A 25,209-nucleotide genomic window follows, 5' to 3' on the forward strand; every position below is an offset into this window, starting at 1 on the left:
TGAGCTCAACACTTTTATGAACTCACAAACAATAAATAGTGTTTATTGGTTAATGACATCGACACCCTGAGGCGGCGTGAATTTAAACTGGCCACTACTCATACTAGGGTTGAGTTTAATGTTACTAAACTTGATAGAAGTGGTTTGTCCCAAGTTATCATTGAGTACCATCATCACCGGCTTACCACCACTAAAGCTCATAGAGAGGTTTTTGAAGCTAGCATCACTCGCTTTCGGATAGAGCACGTAGTAGTTTTTATTCGCATAAGGCTGAGTGATTTTGAAATTCTGCGCAATCTTACTAGGATCGCCTGACAATAATAGCGCTGGCGTATTACCAACTTGGCTATCTACCGTCTGCTTAGTCGCTTGCTCTAGGTCTTTATCATAAACCCACATAGTGCTGCCATTAGCGACGATGAGCTGCTGAGAAGGTGATTTTGTCTCCCAACGAAAATTGTTTGGACGTTGCACGCTCATTGAGCCTTTAAAAGTGCCGCTATTCGCGCCTTTTGTGGTTTGTGAAAAATTAGCGCTCATGCTTTTGGTATTAGTCAACAAGCTATTTAAACGCTTGGCGGCTTGTAGGCTATCGGCCGGAGCAGCATTCGCCGTTTGGGTCAGCGCGACTATAGGCGCAGCTACACCCAAACTGGTCATTAGCACACCTGCTAAAACCCCACTCATTAATTTTTGTTTTACACTTGTCTGCTTGCTTTTGATTTGCTTGATAACTGTCATCATAATAATCCTCTCTAAATATATAAAATAAAAATGAGTCATCATTTAGTTTTTAATAATAATTCTTACTAGCAACTGTTCTTTTTTGTGTTGTCATTGATTTTGCACACTTATGTTTTTGAGCAGCTGTTTTCTGAGCAGCGCTATTAAACAGTGAAGACAGTCTGCCAGTTTTTTTATTACACGCCTAGACATGATTTGCAATAATTACTACGCCTGCCATACACGCTTGTAACCGATACAATGGCTGATTATCAAAGTCCAGTCATAAAAAAACCCTACTACCAACATAGGCAATAGGGAATTTTTAATCATTTTACCATGAGCGAATTTTTTCTCAAAAAGACGCAGGCGATATTAATGATTAGGCGTTTTCAACCATCACATAACGACGGTTAAATTTACCTTTAGTTGCGAACTTTACCACACCGTCATTTAGTGCAAATAAAGTATGATCGCGGCCCATTCCAACGCCTTCGCCGGCGTGGAATTCTGTACCACGTTGACGAACGATGATGTTACCAGCAGTGATGGTTTGACCACCAAAGATTTTTACACCAAGCATTTTTGGGTTTGAGTCACGACCGTTACGGGTTGAGCCGGCAGCTTTTTTATGTGCCATGGATAATTCTCCTTGTTAATATGACTTATCACTGATGTGATAACTCTTAAGCTTTTAGTGCGCTATGTACTATTAATATTTATGATCAATAATCGATATTAGCGATCAATAACTGATAATAGCTAATTAAGCATTAATCGCTTTGATTTTTAACAAGGTGTACCACTGGCGGTGACCTTGCTCTTTGTGATAATGCTTACGGCGGTTGTGCTTAATGATACGGATTTTTTCGCCGCGGCCATGTTCAACCACTTCCGCTTCTACGCTTGCGCCATCAACGGCTGGTTGACCGACTTTCACGTTATCGCCATCAACAACCATTAAAACGTCTTCAAACTTGATTGTTTCGCCTTTCTCTGCTTTAAGCAATTCAACTCTTAGCAATTCGTCGGCTACGACACGGTGCTGCTTACCACCACTTTTGATTACTGCGTACATTGTCTGACTCCGTTTAACCCGTGTGCCGTGGTAGATATTATACCTACGCTTCAATAACGAACACGACAGGGAAAAATTAAAGGCGTCATTTTACGTTTTCTTAGCGATAAAAGCAAGCCGCTTGTCTTGTTTTAGGACCGCGCATTTTGTTTTATCATCTTAATAATTACTTAATGACTACAACGATGGTCTAATTGACTTTAAGATAAGCGCACTATCAGCCTCAAGAGCAGCATTATAACTCATTGAATCAATTACATACAGCTTCTTTTATCCAATACCTATCCAATATCTACCCCTACTATTAGGCTGACTTTATAGGTATTGCATAGGCATGACGATATCTTATCAAAAGCAGTGCGTTATCTGCTGCCTATCCATTATAATCAATAACACATATTAGTCACCAATTAACTAAATAGGCTGTGCTATTATAGGCAAATCTTAAAACCCACCCAATAAATACGACTCTTTATTATGACCAGCACCTCTTTAGCTTCTTCAGACCTTGCTTCTCAAGCGCCTAGTTATACTGACATTCAAAGTATTGTTGCCAATGATTTTGACATTATGGATAAGCAAGTCTTTGGTAGTCTCAACTCTAAAGTTCAGCTGGTGATGAGTGTCTCGCAGCATGTCATTAATGCCGGTGGTAAGCGTATGCGCCCGCTCATTACCTTACTGTGCGCGCGTATGTTCAACGATGCGCCAAGCGAACAAGCGATGCATCTCGCCGCCATTACTGAGATGCTGCATACCGCCACTTTAGTACATGACGATGTTATTGATGAATCTGGTCAACGCCGCGGCAAGCCAACCGCTAATGCCACTTGGGATAACGCAACTGCAGTATTAGTGGGTGACTATTTGATTGCCCGCGCCTTTAACTTATTGGTAGGGTTTCAAAGCTTACCGCTGTTGCAGCTCTTCTCTGACGGCACTTGTGATATCGCTGAAGGTGAAGTACTTCAATTACAACATCAGCACAACCCAGCGGCGACAGAGACCGACTATCTTAATATTATCGACGGTAAAACCTCGCGCCTATTTATGATGGCGACCCAAGGCGCGGCTATCTTGCAAGGACAAGAGCAGTATCTACAAGCCTTAGCCGATTTTGGTCAGCATTTTGGCAATGCCTTTCAGATCATCGATGATGTGCTTGATTACAGCGGCGATAGTGAGCTGATGGGTAAGAACTTAGGCGATGACCTTAGCGAAGGTAAGCCAACACTACCGACTATCAAGGCGCTTGAGCTGCTCAAAGACAGTGATAAGCAAGGTTATGAGCAGTTGCGCATTGCAGTACAAACAGGCAAAACGCCGAATGCTAAACAACTTATCGAGTTGGTTCGGGGTTCAGGGTCACTTGATTATTGTACCCAGCGGGCTTTAGAAGAGACCAGATTGGCACAGCAAGCGTTAAGCACTCTACCTGATAATCGCTATCGTCAAGGCTTGTACCAACTGACAGAGTTGGCTAGCGCGCGATTACTATAGGGTACAGCTTGTGGTGAAGTTAGCTTTATTTTTTGGCTTTAGTATTGGCAACCACCTTCCTTGCACTAATACTATAATAGCGTAAGCAGCCCTTTTAACATTAACGGTCACATTTAAGGGTTGCTAATATGTTTGCTTTGGTGGCGACGTCTACCTGTATATTCTAAGTTTAATAAACTCTATCCTTTTGAGGTTAATTAACAAAACTTAACAATCTTCTGACATCTTACTTGTTGCATACTTATGTTAGCTATTTTTGTAGGCAGGCTTTTATTTACAAGGTCTAATAGCAAACGATTTCTGAGATCGCATACAGCTAAAGCTGGTCATCTTCTTTTTTTGGCTTGACTGTAGGGTAAGCCCTATAGTTTATAATAGCGCATTAAATTTACTTGACGTCATATATTTAGCTAGCGGTACTGCCCTACTTATCAATAGCGTCTTATTTTTCGCTGTAAACTTCTATTCAGTTTATTATTACTCTTTGAAAAATAAGCTATTTTTTGGTTATGATACGCTCTACTTCTATATCTTTTATCCTATATTTTTACTACTCTACCGAGGACCTTGATGAAGCATTCTTATCTTGCGCTTGTAATAGCATCTGTACTATCGGCTACAGTACTGGTCGGCTGTGACAAAAACGAAGACGCCGCTGCGGGTGAAAACGCCCAGCAGCAGATGCCGCCCGCTGTCGTCAACGTCCAAACTGTCAGCTTCGATACCGTACCTCAAGTCCAGACTTTCTCTGGCCGTACTGCCGCTTATCAGACGGCTGATGTGCGCCCCCAAGTTAGCGGCGTCATTGAAGAAGTACTGTTTCGTGAAGGCGGCAACGTCAAAGAAGGCCAGCCGCTTTATCGTATCAATACCGACAACTACACCACCTCTATTACTAGTGGTCAAGCGGCGGTAGCGCAAGCACAGGCCAACCGTCAAACTGCCATCGCTAATAATGCTAATGCCAAGGCAGAATTAGCCAGTCGCCAAGCGTCATTAGCGCAAGCAGTAAATGACTTTCAACGCTTAAAAGGCTTAGTAGAGATTGACGCTATCTCCAAGCAGCAGTATGACCAAGCGCAAACTCAGGTACGTACGGCGCAAGCGGCGTTAGAGAGTGCTCGCGCTGCTGTTGGTCAAACTCAAGCAGGTATTGCAAGCGCTGAGGCAGGGATCAAAACCGCGCAATCAAACTTAGATGCTAGTGCCTTAGATCTCAATCGTACTATCGTCCGCGCGCCGTTGACCGGTCGTAGTGACCGCTCAAGCGTCACTGCCGGTACCTTAGTCAACGCTAGTCAGGCTGAGCCTTTAGTGACGATTTCGCGCTTAGACCCTATCTATGTCGATATCAGTCAGTCTTCATCCGAGCTATTGCAGCTACGTCAGCAGATAGCTGAGGGTAAAGCACAAGCCGGTATGAACTCTGTTGAGCTAGTCCTAGAAGATGGTTCTGTGTATCCGGTGCGTGGCAAGTTGGCTCTATCGGAAGCAAAAGTGGATCAATCCACGGGCGCTGTGACCTTGCGAGCTATATTCCCAAATCCTAACAATGTGCTGCTGCCAGGTATGTATGTCTCAGCGCGTCTGACTCAAAGCGTCATTCCTAATGCAGCCTTAGTGCCACAGAGCGCTGTGATGCGTACGCCTAAAGGCGATACTCAAGTCTATATCGTTGACGAAAATAATAAAATCCAAGTCCGTCCCGTTACGATTAACGGTACTTATGATGGTCAATGGGTGGTCACTGATGGCTTAAGTAGTGGCGATAAGCTAGTGGTCATAGGCGGCTCTAAAGTCAAGCCCGAGCAGGAGGTGGTGGTCAAGCCCTTAGAAAACGCTAATGGAGCTCCCGCACCTGCAAACGCACCCAATACCAAAACGCCACAGCAAGCTGCAGAAACAGTAGCTGATGACACTTCTGAGCAGGACACTGCTACTACCGCTAATTAATTCCATTCAAAGATAGGAAGACCTAGGGATATACTATGTCACGTTTTTTTATTGATCGCCCTATTTTTGCATGGGTCATGGCTATTTTGGTCATGCTCATCGGGGTAATCTCGGTTATTAATTTGCCGATTGAGCAGTATCCGCGTATCGCACCGCCCACCGTTTCTGTTAGCGCCACTTATCCTGGTGCAAACGCACAAACGGTCGAAAACTCTGTGGTACAGATTATTGAGCAGCGCATGAAAGGTCTTGATGGGCTGATGTACATCTCCTCATCAAGCTCCTCGAACGGTAGCGCGTCAGTGACGTTAACCTTTGAGAACGGTACCGACTCTGATACGGCGCAAGTACAAGTCCAAAACAAACTACAAGCCGCGATGAGCGCGTTGCCTGAGGCTGTTCAGCGTCAAGGTGTCAACGTCAATAAGTCCTCTAGCAGCTTCTTGATGGTGCAAGGCTTTATCTCAGAAGACGGGAGCATGGATCGCGCTGATATTGCCGATTACATTAACTCAAACGTCGTCGATCAGCTCAGCCGTGTGGAAGGCGTGGGTGAAGTCCAAGTGTTTGGCTCCTCTTATGCCATGCGCATTTGGTTAGACCCTGCGCGCTTGCGTAGCTATAACATGATGCCATCCGATGTGGTCAGTGCTGTACGAGCGCAGAACGCGCAAGTCTCAGCAGGTCAGCTAGGACAAGCGCCAGCCGACACCGATCAGCAGGTTATCAATGCGACCGTCAGTGTACAGAGCTATCTGCAAACTCCTGAAGAATTTAGAAATATCCTATTAAAAACAGACAGCTCAGGCGCGCAAGTGCGTCTAGGTGACGTGGCAGATGTGGAGATTGGTAGTGAAAACTATAGCGTTATCTCACTGTATAACGGTCAAGAAGCAGCCGGTTTAGGGATATCCTTGGCAGGCGGAGCGAACGCGCTTGAAACCCGTGAAGCGGTGGGCGCGCGTATGGCGGAGCTTGAAGCCAACTTCCCGGCAGGCCTGACCTCTGTTGTTCCTTACGATACGACGCCGTTTGTGCGCTTATCTATCGAACAAGTCGTCAAGACCTTACTCGAAGCAATCGGCTTAGTATTTATTGTGATGTTCTTGTTCCTGCAGAACTGGCGCGCAACTATCATCCCTACTCTTGCCGTTCCTGTGGTCTTGCTGGGTACTTTTGCCGTGCTTTATATCGCAGGCTTTAGTATCAACGTTTTGACCATGTTTGCGATGGTACTCTCTATCGGTCTACTGGTCGATGATGCGATCGTCGTCGTCGAAAACGTCGAGCGTATTTTGGAAGAAGATCCTGATATTTCCATTAAGGATGCCACCATTCAATCGATGGGCGAGATCAGTAAGATCGTTATCGGTATTGCGCTGATTCTATCTGCGGTATTCGTACCGATGGCTTTCTTTGGCGGCTCAACAGGGGTCATTTACCGTCAGTTCTCCATTACTCTGATCACTGCGATGGTGCTCTCTGCATTAGTCGCTCTTATCTTCACCCCTGCCCTTTGTGTGACTTTGCTCAAACGAAGCAAAAGCCACGAAAAAGGCAATGATGAAAATCAAAAAGGCTTCTTTGGTTGGTTTAACCGTAGCTTCTTCAAACTCAGCCGCTCTTATGAAAAGACGGTTGGTAAAAGCATTCGCTTGAAGTGGCTGTATCTGATTGCCTATGCCGCTATCATCGGTATTATGGCGGTGGTGTTCTTGCGTATTCCGGGTTCATTTTTGCCCGAAGAAGACCAAGGTATTATGTTTACCTTAGTGCAGCTGCCAGCAGGATCGACCCTTGATCAGACTCAAGACGTCCTCGATAAAGTCAGTAACTATTACGATACCCAAGAGACAGATAATATTGCCTCAGTATTTACCATCGCCGGCTTTAGTTTTGCCGGTAGTGGTCAAAACATGGGGCTTGCCTTCGTACGCTTAACTGATTGGGATGATCGCCCTGGCGAAGAGAATACCGCACAAGCGGTAGCAGATCGAGCGATGGGTTATTTCTTTACTCAGTTAAATGAGGCGCAAGTCTTTGCTATCGTACCGCCGGCGATTACCGAGCTTGGTAATGCTAGTGGTTTTGATTTGATGATACAAGATGTGGGTAACCTCGGTCATGATGGCCTGCTCGAAGCCCGTAATATGCTGCTAGGTATGGCCAGCCAAAACGAAAATGTAGCAGGCGTACGCCCTAATGGTCAAGAAGATGCGCCGCAGCTCAAAGTCAATATCAATCAAGAACAAGCCGCCGCTTATGGTCTGTCTTTAGGCAGTATCAATAGCGTCATCTCTACCGCTTGGGGCTCAAGCTACATCAATGATTTTATCGACCGTGGTCGTATCAAGCGTGTCTTTATCCAAGGCGAGCCAAGTAGCCGTACCAACCCTGATGATATCGGCAAATGGTATGTGCGCGGTGACACCGGTAACATGGTTTCCTTCGATGCTTTCTCGAGTAGCGAGTGGCAATCAGGCTCTCCGCGTTTGACGCGTTATAATAGCTTACCTTCGATGAACATTCAGGGCAATGCCGCGCCTGGCCTTAGTACCGGTGAGGCAATGACAGCTATGGAAAATATGATCAGTCAGCTGCCTGAAGGTATTGGTTATGAATGGACTGGGCTATCGCTAGAAGAACAAAAATCAGGCGCGCAAGCTCCTATGCTTTATGCGCTATCGATTCTAGTGGTCTTCTTGTGTCTAGCTGCTCTTTATGAGAGCTGGTCTATTCCTTTCTCTGTTCTGCTAGTTATTCCGCTTGGGGTTTTAGGCGCGGTCATCTTTACTTGGTTGCGAGGGTTTAATAATGATATCTACTTGCAGGTCGGTCTATTGACCGTGGTAGGCTTGTCCGCCAAAAACGCCATCTTGATTATTGAGTTTGCCAAAGAGCACCAAGAAGAAGGCTATAGTCTCAAAGAGGCAGTAATGACCGCAGCTCGTCAACGTCTGCGCCCGATCATTATGACCTCTCTAGCCTTTGGCCTTGGTGTCATACCGTTATTTATCTCAACTGGTGCTGGTTCTGGTAGTCAGAACGCTATTGGTACTAGTGTAGTGGGCGGCGTTATTACCGCAACCTTCTTAGGTATCTTCTTTATCCCTATGTTCTACGTTTGGGTACGCAGCATGTTCCCTTATAAAGGTAATGAAGCTCATAATGGCAAAGGTGATGATAATAACCATCCAAATGGTGGCAACGGTGGCGGTGATGACGATCCTACTCCGCCGGCCCCAACCGAAGATAAGCAATCATTAACTCCTTCTGAGAGTTATCAGCCTGTAAGCCTTGGAGATAATACACAATGAGTTCTCTATTCTTAACCTCTAACTCAGCCGTAAAAGCAATCCGCTTTAAAAATTTGCTAGCTACTGGCAAATCATCGCGCCTGCTTGGATTGAGCGTGCTGGCGCTGAGTATGGCAGCTTGTAATACCATCCCTAAAGCAGATACGAGACCTGTTCTTGCTGAGCCTAATTTGCCGATTGAGCAGGCTTATGGCGCTTTTGGTGCTGAAACTATCAGTACCTCTGAACAACCTAGTATTGCCGGTCAACGCTGGCAGGATTTTTATAGCGATGAGCGTCTCAAAGGCTTGATTGCCTTAGGCCTTGCCAATAATAAAGATTTCGAGAGTGCTCGTTTGGCCATCGAAAAAGCGCGCGCGCAGTATCGTATTACTGATATTAATGATTTGCCGACTATCAATGGTCAAGCAGACTACTCACGCCAAAGTCAATCCTCCCCGCGTGTTGATACGCCTTTTGGTAGTACTGGCGGTAGACAGACGACGGATAGCTATAGTGTCAATCTTGGCCTTGCTAGTTATGAGCTTGATTTTTGGGGTCGTATCGATAGCCTAAAAGATCAAGCGTTACAAAGATTTTTATCAACGACAGCAGCAAAAGACTCTATTCAAATCAGTCTAATTAGTAATATCGCGCAGAGCTATGCCAACTTAAGCTATAGCTTGGCACAGCTCAAACTAGCAGAGGCAACCGTTGAGAGCCGTGAGCGCTCTTTATTCATCGCGGATAAACGCTTTGAAGCGGGTATCGATCCCAAATTGCCTTCCTTGCAATCTGCAGCTGCCCTAGAGAATGCCAAGCTTGCGGTACTACGTGCCCAAAGCAGTATTTTGACCTCAAGAAACGCGCTACAATTTTTGATAGGCTCGCCAGTACCCACTGAGCTTATTCCGGCACCTGCGGTTAGCAATATCACCAACCACGATGTATTTAGTGCTGGTCTGCCTAGTGAGCTGCTACGTTATCGCCCGGATGTCTTGCAAGCGGAATATGATCTAAAAGCAGCTGGCGCAAATATCGCCGTTGCCCGTGCCGCTTATTTCCCAACCATAAGCTTGGCTAGTAGTGTTGGTGTCCGTAGTGATGGCTTGAGCGACTTGTTCGATAGTGATGCGTTTGGCTGGTCATTTGGTCCTAATATTAGTGTTCCTATCTTTGATGCTGGGCGCCTGGATGCTAACTACGACGTGGCAAAAGTCGAGCGTGAACAGACGCTTGCGAGCTATGAGCGCTCAATTCAAACGGCGTTCCGTGAGGTGTCCGATGTTCTTGCTACTCGCGCAACTCTAGGCGAGCAGCTGGCAGCGCAGTATCGTCTGCAAGATAACTTCGATCAGACTTATGAAATCGCTGATGCACGCTTCAAAGCGGGTATCTCAAACTATCTAGATGTCCTCGATGCTCAGCGTTCGTTGTTCTCGACTCAGCAAGGCATTCTAGATTTAGAACTACAAAAGCTCATCAGTCAAATTGAGCTGTACCAAGCGCTTGGCGGCGGTGCCAATCTCGATACGCCTGTCGCTATTCCGGTTCCGCAATATACTAACTTGGCACAAATCGGTACTGTATTGACAAAAGATGCTGAGTCGCAAGCGGCTTATGCCATCGATGCGGCGAGCTCAGCACGAGTAGCGACAGCACCAGAAGCAGTCGCTATCAAACAAGCACAAACGCCTGCAACTGCTGAGTTTGAGCCGACTGCGATTGTTGATATCGATAATGACAATGATACAGATGCAGCGGTTGGGGTATTGATTCAGGAAACGCCAGTAGAGCAAGCGCCTGTCACTGAAACTATAGAGCCTTAGAGTTTTTCTATCACTTAGAGTATTTTATTACTTAGAGTCTCTGCAAATCCTAGTAGTTATCGTTACAAGTTATAACTACTGGGATTCAAAGTCTGAGCTAAAAATAGCTATATGTTTCATTTTCATACCATTAGCTCTGCCATCTTGGTGGGGCTTTTTGTTGTTATGTGCTACCTTTAAGTATGTCATGTCTAAAAATAATGAGTCCTACAATAAAATAAGGAAAAATAATGTCTTATACCTTTAACCGTCAATTCCCTGAAACGCGTCTGCGCCGCTTACGCTACAACGATAATGTGCGTGCAATGATTCGTGAAGTAGAGCTACACCCCAAGCATTTTATCGCCCCAGTTTTTGTCTTAGAAGGCAGTAATCAGCGCGAAGCCGTCGCTAGTATGCCAGGGGTTGAGCGCTTATCAATCGATTTGCTCATTAATTATGCGAAAGAATTATTAGCAGAGGGTGTGACGACTATCGATATCTTTCCCGTCATCGATAACTCGCTAAAAACCCCTGATGGTAAGTCCGCTTATGATGAAAATGGGCTCTCTGCACGGGCGGTGAAAGCGCTCAAAGACGCGCTGCCAGAGATGGTAGTGATGACCGATGTCGCATTAGACCCTTATACCTCACATGGTCAAGATGGTCTACTCGATGACAGCGGTTATGTCGTCAATGACGAGACGGTAGAAGTACTGGTCAAACAGGCTTTAGTCCATGCACGCGCCGGCGCAGATATCATCTCGCCAAGCGACATGATGGATGGCCGTATCAAAGCCATGCGCGATGCGTTCGAAGCAGAAGGCTTTGCTAATACCGCTATCATGGCCTACTCGGCCAAATACGCTTCTGCTTATTATGGCCCGTTCCGTGACGCCGTCGGTAGTGCCGGCAACCTAAAAGGTGGCCATAAAAAGCAATACCAGATGGACTTTGGCAATCGAGCTGAGGCTTTGCACGAAGTGGCGATGGATATTAATGAGGGCGCAGATATGGTGATGATTAAGCCCGGTCAGCCCTATCTTGATCTGATCCGCGAAGTCAAAAACACCTTTGGCGTACCGACCTTTGCTTATCAAGTCTCAGGCGAATACGCCATGCATATGGCAGCGATCCAAAACGGCTGGCTCACTGATGCGGTAATCTTAGAGTCTTTGATTGGTTTTCGCCGCGCCGGTGCCGATGGCATCTTGACCTATTTTGCGTTAGAGGCTGCCCGCCAATTGAACAACGCTTAACATTAAGTCTAAATATTAAGGCTAACAAAATTGAAATAGCGCTAATTGACTCTTTTCGGTTAGCGCTATTCCTTTAAGTGTTTTTCAGGTTTTTGTTACAATTAGTCTTGTAAATGCTTATAAAATAGCATTTTTAACCACTTCATATAAAAAAATATTATGAATAAATAGAATATAAAAAGACTTCTATATAAACGCTTCTTTCATCACCTCCTCCCAAAAGTAAGCGCTTTTGCTTTATAATAGCTCACCTAATTTAGATAGCACCTGTCAGCTATCTACCGAATTTCATTACTAAAATTAGAAAAGCTATTCCATCTTGCGATCGTAACCCCTGTCCAAAAGGTAATCTATGAGTCAACTCAATCCTCGACAACAAGAAGCCATGCTCTATGTATCAGGGCCGCTACTGGTATTGGCAGGCGCAGGCTCAGGTAAAACCTCAGTGATTACTCGCAAGATTGCCTATCTTATCGAAGAGTGCAACACGCCAGCCGAGCGTATTACCGCCGTAACCTTTACCAATAAAGCGGCGCGTGAGATGAAAGCTCGCGTAAGTAAACTGCTACCCAGCGAAAAAACCCGCGGGCTAACTGTCTCCACTTTTCACCAATTCGGTCTTCAGTTTTTGCGTTATGAGCTGATTCATACCCCGCTCAAAGGCAACTTCTCTATCATGGATAGCGACGATAGTAAGCGCTTACTGATGGAACTGATGATGCGCGATAACTTATCAGGCGCAGAGAGCCGTGAACTTGTCGGTAAAGCGATTAAGATGATCTCCGATTGGAAAAATGATCTGGTCGAGCCTGAGCAAGCGATGGAAACGCTCGATGATCCAGAAGACATGATTTTTGCTACGTTATATGCGCTTTATGAGCGTAATTTGCGTGCTTATAATGCCGTTGATTTTGATGATTTGATTGTACTGCCGACTAAGATACTGCGTGAAAACCGTGAGCTACGCGATAAATGGCAAAACCGTATTCGCTACTTATTAGTCGATGAGTATCAAGATACCAATACCGCGCAGTATGAAATGATTAAATACCTAGTAGGGCCGCAAGGGCGCTTTACGGTAGTGGGCGATGATGACCAGTCTATCTACGCTTGGCGCGGTGCCAAACCTGAAAACATGGCGCTACTCAAAGAAGATTTTCCGAAACTCAAAATCGTCATGCTTGAGCAAAATTATCGCTCAACCAGCCGCATTTTGACTTCGGCTAACGCAGTCATTACCAATAACGAGCATTTATTTGAAAAAAAGCTGTGGTCAGATAAAGGTCAAGGCGAGAAGATTCGCATTATTAACTGCCGCAATGACGATGATGAAGCCGAGCGCGTGGCCAAAGAGATTGCCACTCATAAACTACGCTTTGGAAATGAGTGGGAAGATTATGCGGTGCTCTATCGCAGTAACTTTCAAGCGCGGATGTTAGAAGCTAACTTACGTCAATTACAGATTCCTTATAAGCTATCAGGTGGTCAGTCCTTTTTTGCGCGTAGTGAAATCAAAGATATCATGGGCTATCTGCGCCTGATATTAAACCCTGAAGATGACAGTGCTTTTCTTCGCATTATTAATACCCCGAAGCGCGGTATGGGACCAGCCACTCTCGAGAAGCTTGGACTATTTGCGCAGGAGCATAGTATCTCGTTACTCGCTTCATGTACTCATGGCGGGCTAACCCATGTGCTACCGAGCAAGGCTTATGGCACCCTAAAAGAGTTTGGTGATTTTATTGAGCATTATACTCGCGAGCTCGACCAGCATCCTGACCCAGTACCTATCGTGCGACAAATGATTGACGAGACCGGTTATGTCGATGTGGTACGCTCGGAGGCGAAAACCCCGCAGCAAGAAAAAAATCGTCTGGATAATATCGAGATGCTCTATACCAGTATTCAGTCGCTAATCAATCGCGCTGAAGACGACGAAGACCGCACGATTGATACTATCATTCGCAAATTAGTCTTGCTCGATATGCTCGAGCAGCAACAAGAAGAAGAAAATACCAATAAAGTTAATCTGATGACTTTGCATGCCGCCAAAGGCCTTGAGTTTAATTACGTTTATATCATGGGCCTAGAAGAAGAGATGCTGCCGCATCGCAACTCGATAATCAGCGAGACGGTAGAGGAAGAGCGGCGTTTGATGTACGTGGGGATTACCCGAGCACGGCGCGAGCTGACTTTGACGTTAGCCACGCAGCGCCGCGCCGGCGGTCAGATGCGCGTCACCTCTGAATCGCGGTTTTTAGAGGAGCTACCTGAGGATCATATCGATTGGCCTGCTAAAGCGAAAAAGAAAAAAGCCACCAAAGATCCTGCTGCTGTCGCTGATGAGTATTTGGCTAATATTCGGGCGCTGCTAGGTAATCGTTAACGGTTTTTGGCCTTACTAGTCTTTTTAACTTTTCATCACTTTTGGAACCTCTATGTCTGCCCCTACGCCTAACTCTGAACGCGCAACGACCTTACCGGCAGACTATAATCCATTGGAATATAGCGCAGAATATAAGCTGCTATATTTGCAAGAGTTAGTCGCTAAAAACGCTTCCGAAGAGATAGCTGAATTCCTCGCTAAACAGTCAGAGTACGAAATTGCTAACTTGCTAGAGTCCTTCCCTATGCAAGATCGGCACCAGATTTGGGCGCAGGTGCCAGAAGACCTCAAAGGTGAAGTGCTAGCCGAACTCGATTTCGATACTCGTCAGCCCTTAATGGAGAATATCTCCTCCAAAGAGATATCGCTATTCACCCAAGATCTCGATGCGCAAGATATCTCTGAGATTTTAGAAACGGTTACTGATACCGTGCGTACTTCAGTCATGGCGACCTTGGACGAAGACGTCCGCATTCAAGTCAATAAGCTAGATACTTATGCCGATTGGGAAGTGGGCAGTTATATGGATCCTGACATTATTCAGGTGCGCGATGATATTAGTTTGGCTGAAGTACAAGCTTGGCTACGCGGCGAAGATGACTTACTCGATGATCAAAGCCAAGAGCTATTAGTAGTCGATCAAAGCCAGCAGTTATTAGGACTGTTGAGCTTAGTTGACTTGATTAAACATGACCAAAAAGCGCTAGTAGTAGACTTTATTGATAACGCTATTACCATTAATGATCGCTTAGATATTACCGATGCAGCGGCTATTTTTCGCTCAGAAGATATTCGCTTTGCGCCCGTGATTAACGAGTTTGGCGAGCTAGTCGGTCAGCTAAACGGCGAAGACATCATGGAGATCATTCAAGATGATGTCGATAGCACCATGCGTAACTTGGCAGGTGTCAGTCAAGATGATGAGCTGTTTGCACCTATTTTAGATAGTGCAAAAAGCCGTAGTATTTGGCTTGGGATTAACTTATGCACCGCGCTTTTGGCTGCGGCCGTTATCGGTCAATTCGAAGCCGTACTCGCAAAAGTAGTAGCGCTTGCGATTTTGATGCCAGTCGTCGCCAGTATGGGCGGTATCGCTGGCTCGCAAACCTTGACGGTGGTGATTCGCGGCATGGCAATGGGTCAAATCGGGGGCTCCAACCGAGTCTGGCTTCTTAATAAAGAGCTGTGGGTTGGCGCGATAAACGGTATTATTTGGGCCGTCATTATGGGCTTTATTGCGCAGTTATGGTTTGAGGATATCAAAATCAGCGCGGTGATTGGCTGTGCTATCGCTATCAATATGACTGCTGCCAATGTCTCTGGTATTAGTATTCCGTTGATACTGAAGCGTATGAATATCGACCCTGCCCTCTCCGCATCCGTTATCTTGACCACGGTCACTGATATCGTCGGTTTTATGTCATTCTTGGGACTAGCTAGTATTTTGATTCTTTAGCTCAACAGACCCTAATAGCGTCAGCGAACCGCCAAGCTTGATAAAGAATTCAACCATAAACTTAAAAACAACTCTGTTAATTGATAAAAGTATTAGGACAAATTATGCAAACCGTGCAAGTAAAAGTATTAAATTCAAAAGTTATTGATGACCCAGCTTTTGCGCTGCCCACGCGAGCGACTGACGGCTCAGCAGGTATCGATTTGCGCGCTTGCATTGACGAACCTTTGACCATCAAAGCAGGTGAGACTTATTTAGTAGGTACCGGCTTGGCAGTCTATATTGCTGATCCTAATTTTGCCGGGATGATTTTACCGCGCTCAGGTCTTGGTCATAAGCATGGTATTGTGCTTGGTAATTTAGTAGGATTGATAGATGCCGATTACCAAGGCGAGCTGATGGTGAGCGTTTGGAATCGTAGTAATGAGGATTTTTTGCTGAGTCCCGGCGAGCGGATGGCGCAATATGTTGTGGTACCCGTTGCGCGCCCAGAGTTCGATGTCGTCACAGAGTTTAGTGATATAAGTGCGCGCGGTGCCGGCGGCTTTGGTCATTCAGGTCGTCAATAATCGTCAGTACTGTTGATAAACAAGCAGTTGACAGATAAGCAGTATTACCACTCATCATTATAAGTCTCATAATACAGCTACGGGAGTCAAAAGATGCAACACCTATCGCCTTTTGCTGCCCAAAAAGCCTTATTCCGTGCTTATGATATTCGCGGCGCGCACCACTATTTTACGCCAAGTTTTGTGCAGGCATTGACGCAAGCTTTTGCTCAGCTTTATAAGACTCAGCATCATAATTCCAAAAACCACCTTCAAAGTCAGACGCAGTCTAGCCCTACCGTAATCGTGGGCTATGATGTGCGCCACGGTAGCGACTGTATAGCGCAAACGGTAGCGAGTATTCTACAAGCAAACGGCCTAAAGGTTATTAATCTAGGCTTAGTCACTACGCCTATGGCCGCGTTTTGGGCGCAGCAATATGATGGTCACGGCATTATGGTCACCGCCAGCCATTCTGCAAAAGACACTTTGGGGATTAAGTGGCTGGTTCATAACGCCTCGCCTAGTCATGCAGATATTCAAGCACTCTATCAGCAACTCGCCAATCATAAACTTGACGCTATGATTGATAGCCATCATCAAGATAAAATATCAACTACCGACTTGCCTGCTGATACGATCGCCAATACTTATATCGAAACGATGGTACAAGCGATACACGCTATTCACCCAGCTGATAAGCGAGTCTCGAACCACAAGCATAGTAAAGAGAACTTATTACTGCGTAACGTCTCTCAGACTACTTCAGACCTAGACAACAAGCTAGATTTAACCCTGGTTATAGACTGTCTCAGCGGCGCGACTAGCAATATTGCCAAGCCTTTATTTGAGCGCTTTTGTCAGCGAGTCATTATGCTTAATGATCGACCTGATGGTAGTTTTCCTACTGGCAATCCCGACCCCACAGAGCCTAATCGCCTCGCAGAGTTACAGCAAACCGTAATTGTAAACTCAGCAGACATGGGCTTAGCTTTCGATGGCGATGGCGACAGGTTAATGATTGTCGATAATAGCGGCAAAGTCGTCACTCCCGATCATTTATTGTACTTATTAGCGCAAGTGGCGATCTCTGAGCGGCAATCAAGGCAAAATACTACTGATGACGATAAAGCTAGTGGTAACGATCATGCCTTTACTGCGCCGCCGGTATTATTCGATGTCAAATGCTCTCATCATTTAGTCAAACTGCTCGCCGCTCTAGGCGCTCAGCCGATCATGACTAGAACGGGCAGCAGCCTATTACGCCAGCAACTACAAACCGATCAGAAGCAAGCTATTTTTGCCGGTGAGTTATCGGGTCATTTTATTTTTAATGATGGCTATTTTATCGTTTATGATGACGCGATGTACGCCGGACTACGCTTATTACACTGGCTAGCTTTTACCGCTGTCCCTACTGCTGCGCAAACGGATAAAATTATGCTGACCACCGACTTGTGGGGCGAGCTGCGCTCAGTATTACCGCCTTATGATTTGACAGATATCACCCAAAACCTACCTAACTTAGTTAGCACCGCTGATCACTACCTGCCGTTGCCTAAAACACAAGCTTGTGAAGCTTCCGTGTTAGAGCATCTGATAGCTTACTGCTGCTATTTACAAGATTTAGCAAGTGCGCAGCGCGCTAGCACTAAGGCAGATGCTACTAGGCTAAGAACTAAAGATTTGTCTAAAAAACCAGTGCCTTGTAGCTGTTTTAACGATAGCTCTAGTACTAATACTGAGACCCACCTTCCTATCAGTGCTCTCTATAATATCAGCATAGAGCAGGCACAGCAGCTAATACCGGCGGATACTCAGATATCACTGATAGATGGCATACGCCTAGATTTTGCTAATGGTTTTGGCGTGCTGCGTGAGTCCAATACTAGTCATAACCTCACCGTACGTTTCGCTGGCGATAGCGCTAAGGATTTGCAACAAGTACAAGCGCGATTCGTCGCTTTGTGCAAGCTATTTGATAGCCACTTGGCTCAGCAAATTGCGGCTATTGAGCCAGAATGACACGTTATCGCTATAGCGCTGTAAAACGATACTATGCTACTTGGAGGCTTAATTTATAATTTAAGCTGACTTATTTTAAACTGACTATCGCTTGAGCTACCTTTTAGGAGTTTTTTATGTCCCTTAATTTTAATGATGCCAAAACCACTGCAGAGGTTTTGACCACAGCATTGCCTTATATCCAGCGTTTTGTCGATAAGCTCATCGTCGTCAAATACGGCGGTAATGCCATGACCGATCCTGAGCTTGAAAGCTCTTTTGCTCGTGACATTGTACTGCTAAAGACAGTTGGGCTACATCCAGTCGTCGTACACGGCGGCGGCCCGCAAGTTGACACTTTACTCAAAGAGCTCGGACGCAAATCAGAGCGTATCGATGGCATGCGTGTCACTGACAAAAGCACGATGGATATTGTCGAGATGGTGCTCGGCGGCGGTGTTAATAAGTCGATCGTCAGCCTGATTAATAAACATGGGGGCAGAGCGATTGGTCTGACCGGTAAAGATGCCAACCTTATTAAAGCCAAAAAAATGCTCATGCAAAAGACCAATGACGCTGGTATTGAGACGCCCATAGATTTGGGTTATGTCGGTGATGTGGTCAGCGTCAATAAAGACGTGATTAATATGCTCATCTCCTCTAACTTTATTCCCGTTATTGCGCCGCTTGGTGTCGATGACAATGGTGATACTTATAACATCAATGCCGATTTGGTCGCGGGTAAAGTGGCCGAATTCTTGCAAGCTGAGAAGCTGATGCTACTCACCAATATCAAAGGCGTATTAGGCCGTGATGGTAAAGTAGTCACTGGCCTAACGCCGAAAAAGGTAGATGCCATGATAGAGGATGGGACTATTTCAGGCGGTATGATTCCTAAGATTCAATGTGCCCTAGATGCGGTGCGCAGTGGGGTCAAAAGCGCGGTTATCGTCGATGGTCGCGTACCCCATGCGACGCTTCTCGAGATTTTTACTAATGAAGGCGTTGGTACGCTGATTAGTCGTGAAGTCGATTCAGCGATGAGCTAATATTAGGAATAGCAATAAAGGATGGCTCTATTATGTCACTAGGCCTATGGTGTATGCTTTTCATTATTGAGAGCCTGTATTGTTGGTGGATAATCGGCTATGGCGGCGCAAAGTGGATAGAAGGCTGGAAGTCCTTTTTTCTCATTGAGTGGTTCGCGCTCGACTGGAATGCTGAACAGATCCGGCTTTACGTGCTGATTATTTGGGGCTTTAGTTTAATATGGTTTATAGTCGGTGTAATAAAGCCTGAGCTTCGCTTTTAATAGGTTGTTCATTTAAGACTGTTTTTATTTCCATCAAAAAAACCGCTACTCATTTATGGTAGCGGTGCTTTTAATTCCAAACGGTTTTAGTAATAAGTTAATAAGCACAGAACTCTATCGAGCTATAACTGCTATTACCATAAACTTTCATCCGATGGTTGCCTTTGCGCTCAGTAATATAAGAGGTTTCGTTTTCATAACGATCGCCAGTCAAACGGCCATTAGGACCTGAGACGTAAGCGACATTGATTTGATCGTCACCAACGTTACGAATCACTAAATTTTGATCCGGCATCAACCACAAGCGAAACTCTTTACCATTGCTAATATTACCAGCAAAACTACCACAGTAACTATCCTTAGCAAAAGTCACTTTGGTAGAAGTATCTGCCGCTTGTACACTAGTCACTAATAAAGGCGCGGTAATCAGTGCCGCTACCATCCATAGCTTTTTCATATCCTTCCCCTTATTACATAAAGCCCTTGTTAAGATAGCTTAGCAAAATAGTTCAGTCTTTAATTGAGCAAACTTAATTCAGCTAAATTATCAGTTTAGAATACACTAAACCGTATGGAGAGCGATGGAGAAATTGTGTTGTTATTTAAATACTTTATCAAAGTCGTCTTCGTCAAAACCGCAAAGCAATACTGACTTGCCAGCAACCTCACCTTCAACGATAGGACGCTTAATCATACTGGTATTTTCCACCAATAGATCGATAGCTTTATGAACATCAGCGTCAGCAGCCTCTTTTTGCTCATCATCTAGTTTTCGCCATGTGGTGCCGCGCTTATTCAGCACTTTGTCTATGCCTAACTCATCAACCCAACGCTGCAAGCTGTCTTTATCGATGCCCTGTTTTTTATAGTCATGAAAAGTGTAGTCGATGTTTAAGTCGTCCAGTTTAATAAAAGCCTTTTTCATCGTGCTGCATGATTTTATGCCATAGATAGTGATACTCATCGTTATTCCTTATATGGTATTCGCTCAAAAATTAGAACCTTAGTCCTTTAATACTGCGCTATTATTACCCTAGACCATCGCATTTTTTTCCAATTTGCGCTATTCTAGCGTATCTAATTTTACTAATTATTTGTTTTCAGAACTTAAATTCCAAAACTTTAATAAGAATGTCTAACTTCGAGCCAATTATGAACCATGCTGTAACCTCTGACCACTCTAATCCTAATAATACCGCTACTCCAGCTGCCGATAATACACTCTATCAACCGCAGCTGATCGAAACGCAGCAGCAGGCCAAATGGGCTACCGATAAGCGTTTTGAAGTCAGCAATGAGCCAAGCGACAAACCCAGCCGTTATATGCTATCGATGTTCCCTTATCCAAGCGGTAAGCTGCACATGGGTCACGTGCGCAACTATACCATCTCTGATGTGCTGAGCCGTTATTATCGTCTCAAGGGTTTCGAGGTCATGCAGCCGATGGGTTGGGATGGGTTTGGGCTGCCTGCAGAAAATGCGGCGATTGCCAATCAGACGCCGCCTGCTGAATGGACGTTTGAAAATATCGATAATATGCGCGCGCAGCTTAAGCTATTAGGCTTATCGATCGATTGGTCGCGCGAGTTTGCCACTTGTAGCCCTGAATATTATCAGTGGGAGCAGTGGCTATTTTTGCAGCTATACAAAAAAGGCTTAGTCTATAAAAAGCTAGCGACAGTGAACTGGGATCCGGTGGATAATACCGTCCTTGCCAACGAACAAGTCATCGACGGTAAAGGCTGGCGCAGTGGCGCGCCGGTTGAGAAGCGCGATATTCCAATGTATTACTTCAATATCACCGAATACGCCGATGAATTGCTCGACGATTTGGATCAGTTAGAGGGTCATTGGCCTTCAGAAGTACTGACTATGCAGCGCAACTGGATTGGACGTAGTGCCGGTATGGAGGTGCACTTCCCTTATGAGCTTGAAGGGCAAGATAGTACCTTAGATGTGTTTACCACCCGCCCTGATACCTTGATGGGGGTCACTTATGTCGCCGTTGCCGCTGAGCATCCGTTAGCGAAATATGCTGCCGAAAATGATGAGGTCATCGCCCAGTTCAATGCGCTCTGCAAAAAAGGCTCCGTTGCTGAAGCCGATCTTGCCAAAGCTGAGAAGATCGGTATGGATACTGGCTTAACCGTTACTCATCCGCTCACTGGAGAAGAGTTGCCGGTTTGGGTCGCTAACTACGTACTTATGAGCTATGGTTCAGGTGCGGTAATGGCAGTACCAGCTCACGATGAGCGCGATTATGAATTTGCGACTAAATATGACTTACCGATCAAACAAGTCATCGACGTCCCTGCCGGTTATTTTGATGCCGCAAAAGCTGAGGCCGAAGCCGAAGGTTCTGAGGTTAACCTCGCCTACACTGAGCGCAATACTTTGGTCAACTCAGGCGAGTTTGATGGTATGGACTTTGAGCAGTCTTTTGCGGCGATGCTTGAGAAGCTTGAGCCAAAGGGTCTTGCCAATAAAAAAATTCAGTTCCGTCTACGTGATTGGGGCGTTTCCCGCCAGCGTTATTGGGGCTGCCCTATCCCTATGGTCAACTGTGAACACTGCGGTACGGTGCCCGTAGAAGAGCAAGACTTGCCAGTAGTATTGCCAACTAATGTAGTGCCTGATGGTCGCGGTAATCCGCTCAAAAACATGCCTGAGTTTGTCAATACCAGCTGTCCTAAATGTGGTAATCCAGCGGAGCGTGAAACGGATACCTTTGATACTTTTGTCGAATCAAGCTGGTACTACGCGCGCTTTGCCAGTCCAAATGACAACCAGCACATGGTCAATAAATCGGCCGCTAACAAATGGCTCCCCGTCGATCAATACGTCGGCGGCGTTGAGCATGCGGTGATGCATCTGCTTTATGCACGTTTTTTCCATAAATTGATGCGTGATGAAAATTTAGTCTCAGGTGATGAACCTTTCAAGAATCTCATGACCCAAGGCATGGTGTTAGCGGGCACCTTTAATCGTATCAATAGCGATGGTAGCACCACTTATTATTTTGCTGATGATGTCGATATCGACTATAACGAGCGCGGTCAACCGATCAAAGCTATCTTAAAAGCTGACGGTAAGCCGGTAAATATTGGCAAAATCGAGAAAATGTCAAAGTCGAAGAATAATGGCGTCGACCCACAAACTACTATCGATCAGTACGGCGCGGATACTGTGCGTTTATATACCTTGTTTACGGCCCCCGCCGATCAAACCCTTGAATGGTCTGATGATGCGCTTAAAGGTCCTTATAACTTTGTTAAAAAAGTCTGGCGTCTGGCTCATGATCATATTAAGGCCTTAAGCGCGGCTAATTTAGAGCTTGTTACTTTAAATAATCAGCCTCTAAATACAGAGGGTCTTAGCCGCGAGGCCAAAAATTTACGGCGTAAGACCCATGAAACGGTTGGCAAAATAGATAAAGACTTAGGCGAGCGTTTGGCCTTGAATACACCAGTATCGAGCCTGATGGAGCTTGCCAATGAGCTGACTAGTTTTAATGCCAATGGCGAGCAAGACTTGCAAGTGCAGCACGAAGCTTTGATAGACTTGCTCATTATGCTCTCCGTCTATGCGCCGCATGCTGGCGAGTATTTACTTGAGCAGTTGGCCGTTAATACGCTGACGATGAGCTATCCTGCTATGGATGCGAGTGCCTTAGTGCAAGACCTTATCACTATGGTGGTGCAGGTTAATGGTAAAGTGCGCGGTAAAATGGACGTCGCTCCTAATAGTGATCCTGAACAGCTAAAGGCTCAGGCACGCAGTATTGACAGCGTAGCTAAGTTTCTTACCGGTGAGATCAAAAAAGAGATCGTTGTCCCTAATAAATTAGTTAACATTGTCGTTGTTGGCTAATTTATTGTTTTTTATCTACCGGTGACGTTTTAGGCTTTTTTATAGCGATTAAGGATAAAGGTTATGGCGTATCAACAGCAAAAAATGCAGTCAGCACGTAAGAACAGCTCGGGTACGCCTGCTAAAAGCAAAAGCCTTGGTAAAACACTAGCCACCTCTTTACTAGCAGTGCTACCTATGGTTACTGTAGTGGCGACAGCGACTAGCCTTACTGGCTGCGGTTTTCATTTGCGCGGGCTTGATGCGCCCTTAAATTTTGAAGTCCAAAAAACAGCGGTAGTGATTGAAGACAATCGTCTCTCCTTCCCATTGAAGCTGCCATTGAATAGACGCCTAGAGACTTTGGGAGTAGACGTCGTCGATGGTATGACGATGATTGAAAACGCAGCCAATAGCAAAGCCAACAATATCGATGCCGAAAAAATTGCGCTAATAAAAGTAGATAATCTACGCTTTAGGCGCTATGAGCTAGTAGGCGTTTTGACCGAGATACGTTTGGTACTCTCCGCTGATGTGACCTACGACACTTATCAAAATGGACAGCCGGTGACTTTGACTAATCCTATCCAAGTAGAGCGCAGCTATCAGTATAATGAGGCATCGGTCAGCACTGACGATCAACAAGGCGATCAGATTCGCGATTGGCTCTATGATAGCTTAGCGCGCCGTATTACCGATCAATATGTCGCTATCAGCTTACCAAAAGTAGCCTCCAATACTAGCAAGACTAACCAAACTGCACCTATGTTAGAGCGCTCAGCGCCATCGACCACAGTGATTACTCCCCCAACCTCTTAGCATTTTAAACTGGCATTTTAAATCAGCACTTTGAATCAGCACTTTGAATCAGCACTTTGAATCAGCACTTTGAATCAGCACTTTGAATCAGCAACTGATGGCTTATCTTTATGCAGCAGACCTTTATCCAAGCCTACCCTAAGTTACTGCAACCTTCAGTAGCAGTGGCGGGCTTGTGGCTGGCGCACGGTGATGAGCCTTTACTTCAGCAATGGCTGATTGACGCGCTGCGGCCCCACTGGCGCGAGCAGAACTATGCCATCAAACGCATTGAGCTAATATCAGTAAAGTCTTGGCAAGAGGTATTGTCCGAGCTGAGCAGCTTATCATTATTCGATGATGCCAGCGCTTTAATTGTCACCGGTAACCATAAGCCTGATAAAGCCATCATTAGCGAGCTTGAGCGTTTTGCTATCGATGCGCAATCTGGTGCTCATAATCACAGCTTGTTATGGTTAACCCCAAAACAAGACAAACGCAGCCAAGCCAGCAAGTGGTTTGCGCCTTTTGCCAAGTACGGTCAGATTATCGATGGTAACTTATACGATGAGCGCGCGCGTCAGCAGCTATTACAAGTGCAAGCAGAGCAATTCGGCTTACGGCTTTCGCAAGAGGCTTGGCAATTATTGATGTCGCACACCGAACATCACCTGCTAAGCGCTTATCAAACCCTTTGGCGCTTATCGTATCTGTTCGCGCCGCAGTTATCGAGAAATGATAGTGACAGTCTCAGTCCTACTACTGACAAAAACAATAGCGACTCAGCCAGTCATAAAAACCTAGCTTTAGATATCACTGACTTGCAAGCAGCATTAGTCAGCGATGCGCAATTTAGCGTTTTTGACTTATCCGATGCTATGCTCGCGAGTAACAGCTCGCAAGTGGCGAAGATTATGTTTCAACTACAAGCCACTGACGAGCCAACGACTTTGGTACTTTGGGCCATCAGTAAAGACATGCGGCTAATCATGGCGCTAATGGACGGTCAAGATCCGCAAAGCTTAGGGATTTGGCGCAGTAAGCAAAGCCTATATAGCCAAGCTTGTCGACGTCACTCCCCTGCGCAAACCGCCTTGTGGCCGGATCTGCTTTATCGCTGTGATCAAGCGATTAAAGGGTTAATTCGCCAGCCTGCTTGGGAGCTTTTATTACAAGCCGCGCTTGAGCTGTCGGGGAAAAAGCTGTTTGCTACTTGATGGCTTACTAAAATAACGACCT

Annotated in this window: 19 protein-coding genes; 14 read left to right on the plus strand and 5 right to left on the minus strand. The window is 45.6% G+C overall.

Going from position 1 to position 25,209, the window contains the following annotated elements:
- Positions 1–42 precede the first annotated feature (42 nt).
- From lolA to rplU, 3 genes are all read right to left on the minus strand, one after another.
- Positions 43–744 (minus strand): outer membrane lipoprotein chaperone LolA, encoded by a 702-nt coding sequence (gene lolA / locus ACS8E3_RS09705; RefSeq protein WP_439243745.1) that lies wholly within the window; start codon positions 742–744, stop codon positions 43–45.
- Positions 745–1,105: 361 nt separating this feature from the next.
- The gene (gene rpmA / locus ACS8E3_RS09710; RefSeq protein WP_439243748.1) at positions 1,106–1,363 is read right to left on the minus strand and encodes a 50S ribosomal protein L27; all 258 of its coding nucleotides are present in this window, start codon (positions 1,361–1,363) and stop codon (positions 1,106–1,108) included.
- A gap of 126 nt (positions 1,364–1,489) precedes the next feature.
- A complete protein-coding gene (rplU, locus tag ACS8E3_RS09715) occupies positions 1,490–1,801 on the minus strand; it encodes a 50S ribosomal protein L21 (protein ID WP_439243751.1) in 312 nt (103 codons plus the stop codon).
- A gap of 477 nt (positions 1,802–2,278) precedes the next feature.
- Between rplU and ACS8E3_RS09720 the strand changes: the two genes are divergently transcribed.
- The 11 genes from ACS8E3_RS09720 (at position 2,279) to ACS8E3_RS09770 (ending at position 19,323) form a co-directional block, all read left to right on the plus strand.
- A complete protein-coding gene (locus ACS8E3_RS09720) occupies positions 2,279–3,301 on the plus strand; it encodes a polyprenyl synthetase family protein (protein WP_439243754.1) in 1,023 nt (340 codons plus the stop codon).
- A 570-nt stretch (positions 3,302–3,871) separates the two neighbouring features.
- Positions 3,872–5,254: an efflux RND transporter periplasmic adaptor subunit gene (locus tag ACS8E3_RS09725; RefSeq protein WP_439243757.1), complete on the plus strand. Its 1,383-nt coding sequence runs from the start codon at positions 3,872–3,874 to the stop codon at positions 5,252–5,254.
- A 35-nt stretch (positions 5,255–5,289) separates the two neighbouring features.
- A complete protein-coding gene (locus ACS8E3_RS09730) occupies positions 5,290–8,571 on the plus strand; it encodes an efflux RND transporter permease subunit (protein ID WP_439243759.1) in 3,282 nt (1,093 codons plus the stop codon).
- Positions 8,568–10,379 (plus strand): efflux transporter outer membrane subunit, encoded by a 1,812-nt coding sequence (locus ACS8E3_RS09735; RefSeq protein ID WP_439243762.1) that lies wholly within the window; start codon positions 8,568–8,570, stop codon positions 10,377–10,379. Before ACS8E3_RS09730 ends, ACS8E3_RS09735 begins: the two co-directional genes overlap by 4 nt.
- 230 nt (positions 10,380–10,609) lie before the next feature.
- Positions 10,610–11,617, plus strand: a complete 1,008-nt coding sequence (hemB, locus tag ACS8E3_RS09740) for a porphobilinogen synthase (protein WP_439243765.1) — start codon at positions 10,610–10,612, stop codon at positions 11,615–11,617.
- A 352-nt stretch (positions 11,618–11,969) separates the two neighbouring features.
- Positions 11,970–14,003, plus strand: coding sequence for a UvrD-helicase domain-containing protein (locus ACS8E3_RS09745; RefSeq protein WP_439243768.1), 2,034 nt, complete (start codon positions 11,970–11,972; stop codon positions 14,001–14,003).
- A 52-nt stretch (positions 14,004–14,055) separates the two neighbouring features.
- Positions 14,056–15,459, plus strand: coding sequence for a magnesium transporter (locus ACS8E3_RS09750; RefSeq protein ID WP_439243771.1), 1,404 nt, complete (start codon positions 14,056–14,058; stop codon positions 15,457–15,459).
- A gap of 104 nt (positions 15,460–15,563) precedes the next feature.
- Positions 15,564–16,028: a dUTP diphosphatase gene (gene dut, locus ACS8E3_RS09755; protein WP_439243773.1), complete on the plus strand. Its 465-nt coding sequence runs from the start codon at positions 15,564–15,566 to the stop codon at positions 16,026–16,028.
- Positions 16,029–16,121: 93 nt separating this feature from the next.
- On the plus strand, positions 16,122–18,032 hold the full coding sequence (locus tag ACS8E3_RS09760; RefSeq protein ID WP_439243775.1) for a phosphohexomutase domain-containing protein: 1,911 nt from the start codon (positions 16,122–16,124) through the stop codon (positions 18,030–18,032).
- A 116-nt stretch (positions 18,033–18,148) separates the two neighbouring features.
- Complete coding sequence (gene argB, locus ACS8E3_RS09765; RefSeq protein ID WP_439243778.1) at positions 18,149–19,060, plus strand: acetylglutamate kinase; 912 nt, start codon at positions 18,149–18,151, stop codon at positions 19,058–19,060.
- A gap of 32 nt (positions 19,061–19,092) precedes the next feature.
- Positions 19,093–19,323, plus strand: coding sequence for a hypothetical protein (locus ACS8E3_RS09770; protein WP_439243781.1), 231 nt, complete (start codon positions 19,093–19,095; stop codon positions 19,321–19,323).
- A gap of 97 nt (positions 19,324–19,420) precedes the next feature.
- Here ACS8E3_RS09770 and ACS8E3_RS09775 read toward each other — a convergent pair whose 3' ends face one another.
- Together ACS8E3_RS09775 and ACS8E3_RS09780 are read right to left on the minus strand one after the other, a co-directional pair.
- Positions 19,421–19,780 carry a hypothetical protein gene (locus ACS8E3_RS09775; protein WP_439243784.1) on the minus strand — a complete coding sequence of 120 codons (360 nt, stop codon included), beginning with the start codon at positions 19,778–19,780 and terminating at the stop codon, positions 19,421–19,423.
- 141 nt (positions 19,781–19,921) lie between these two features.
- On the minus strand, positions 19,922–20,287 hold the full coding sequence (locus ACS8E3_RS09780; RefSeq protein ID WP_439243787.1) for an arsenate reductase: 366 nt from the start codon (positions 20,285–20,287) through the stop codon (positions 19,922–19,924).
- A 188-nt stretch (positions 20,288–20,475) separates the two neighbouring features.
- Between ACS8E3_RS09780 and leuS the strand changes: the two genes are divergently transcribed.
- From leuS to holA, 3 genes are all read left to right on the plus strand, one after another.
- Positions 20,476–23,193, plus strand: coding sequence for a leucine--tRNA ligase (leuS, locus tag ACS8E3_RS09785; RefSeq protein ID WP_439243790.1), 2,718 nt, complete (start codon positions 20,476–20,478; stop codon positions 23,191–23,193).
- 63 nt (positions 23,194–23,256) lie between these two features.
- Positions 23,257–23,991 (plus strand): LPS-assembly lipoprotein LptE, encoded by a 735-nt coding sequence (locus ACS8E3_RS09790; RefSeq protein ID WP_439243793.1) that lies wholly within the window; start codon positions 23,257–23,259, stop codon positions 23,989–23,991.
- 110 nt (positions 23,992–24,101) lie between these two features.
- On the plus strand, positions 24,102–25,187 hold the full coding sequence (gene holA / locus ACS8E3_RS09795) for a DNA polymerase III subunit delta (protein WP_439243796.1): 1,086 nt from the start codon (positions 24,102–24,104) through the stop codon (positions 25,185–25,187).
- Positions 25,188–25,209 lie beyond the last annotated feature (22 nt).

Origin of the sequence: Psychrobacter sp. 2Y5, assembly GCF_051847375.1 — a bacterium.
Lineage (GTDB): Bacteria > Pseudomonadota > Gammaproteobacteria > Pseudomonadales > Moraxellaceae > Psychrobacter.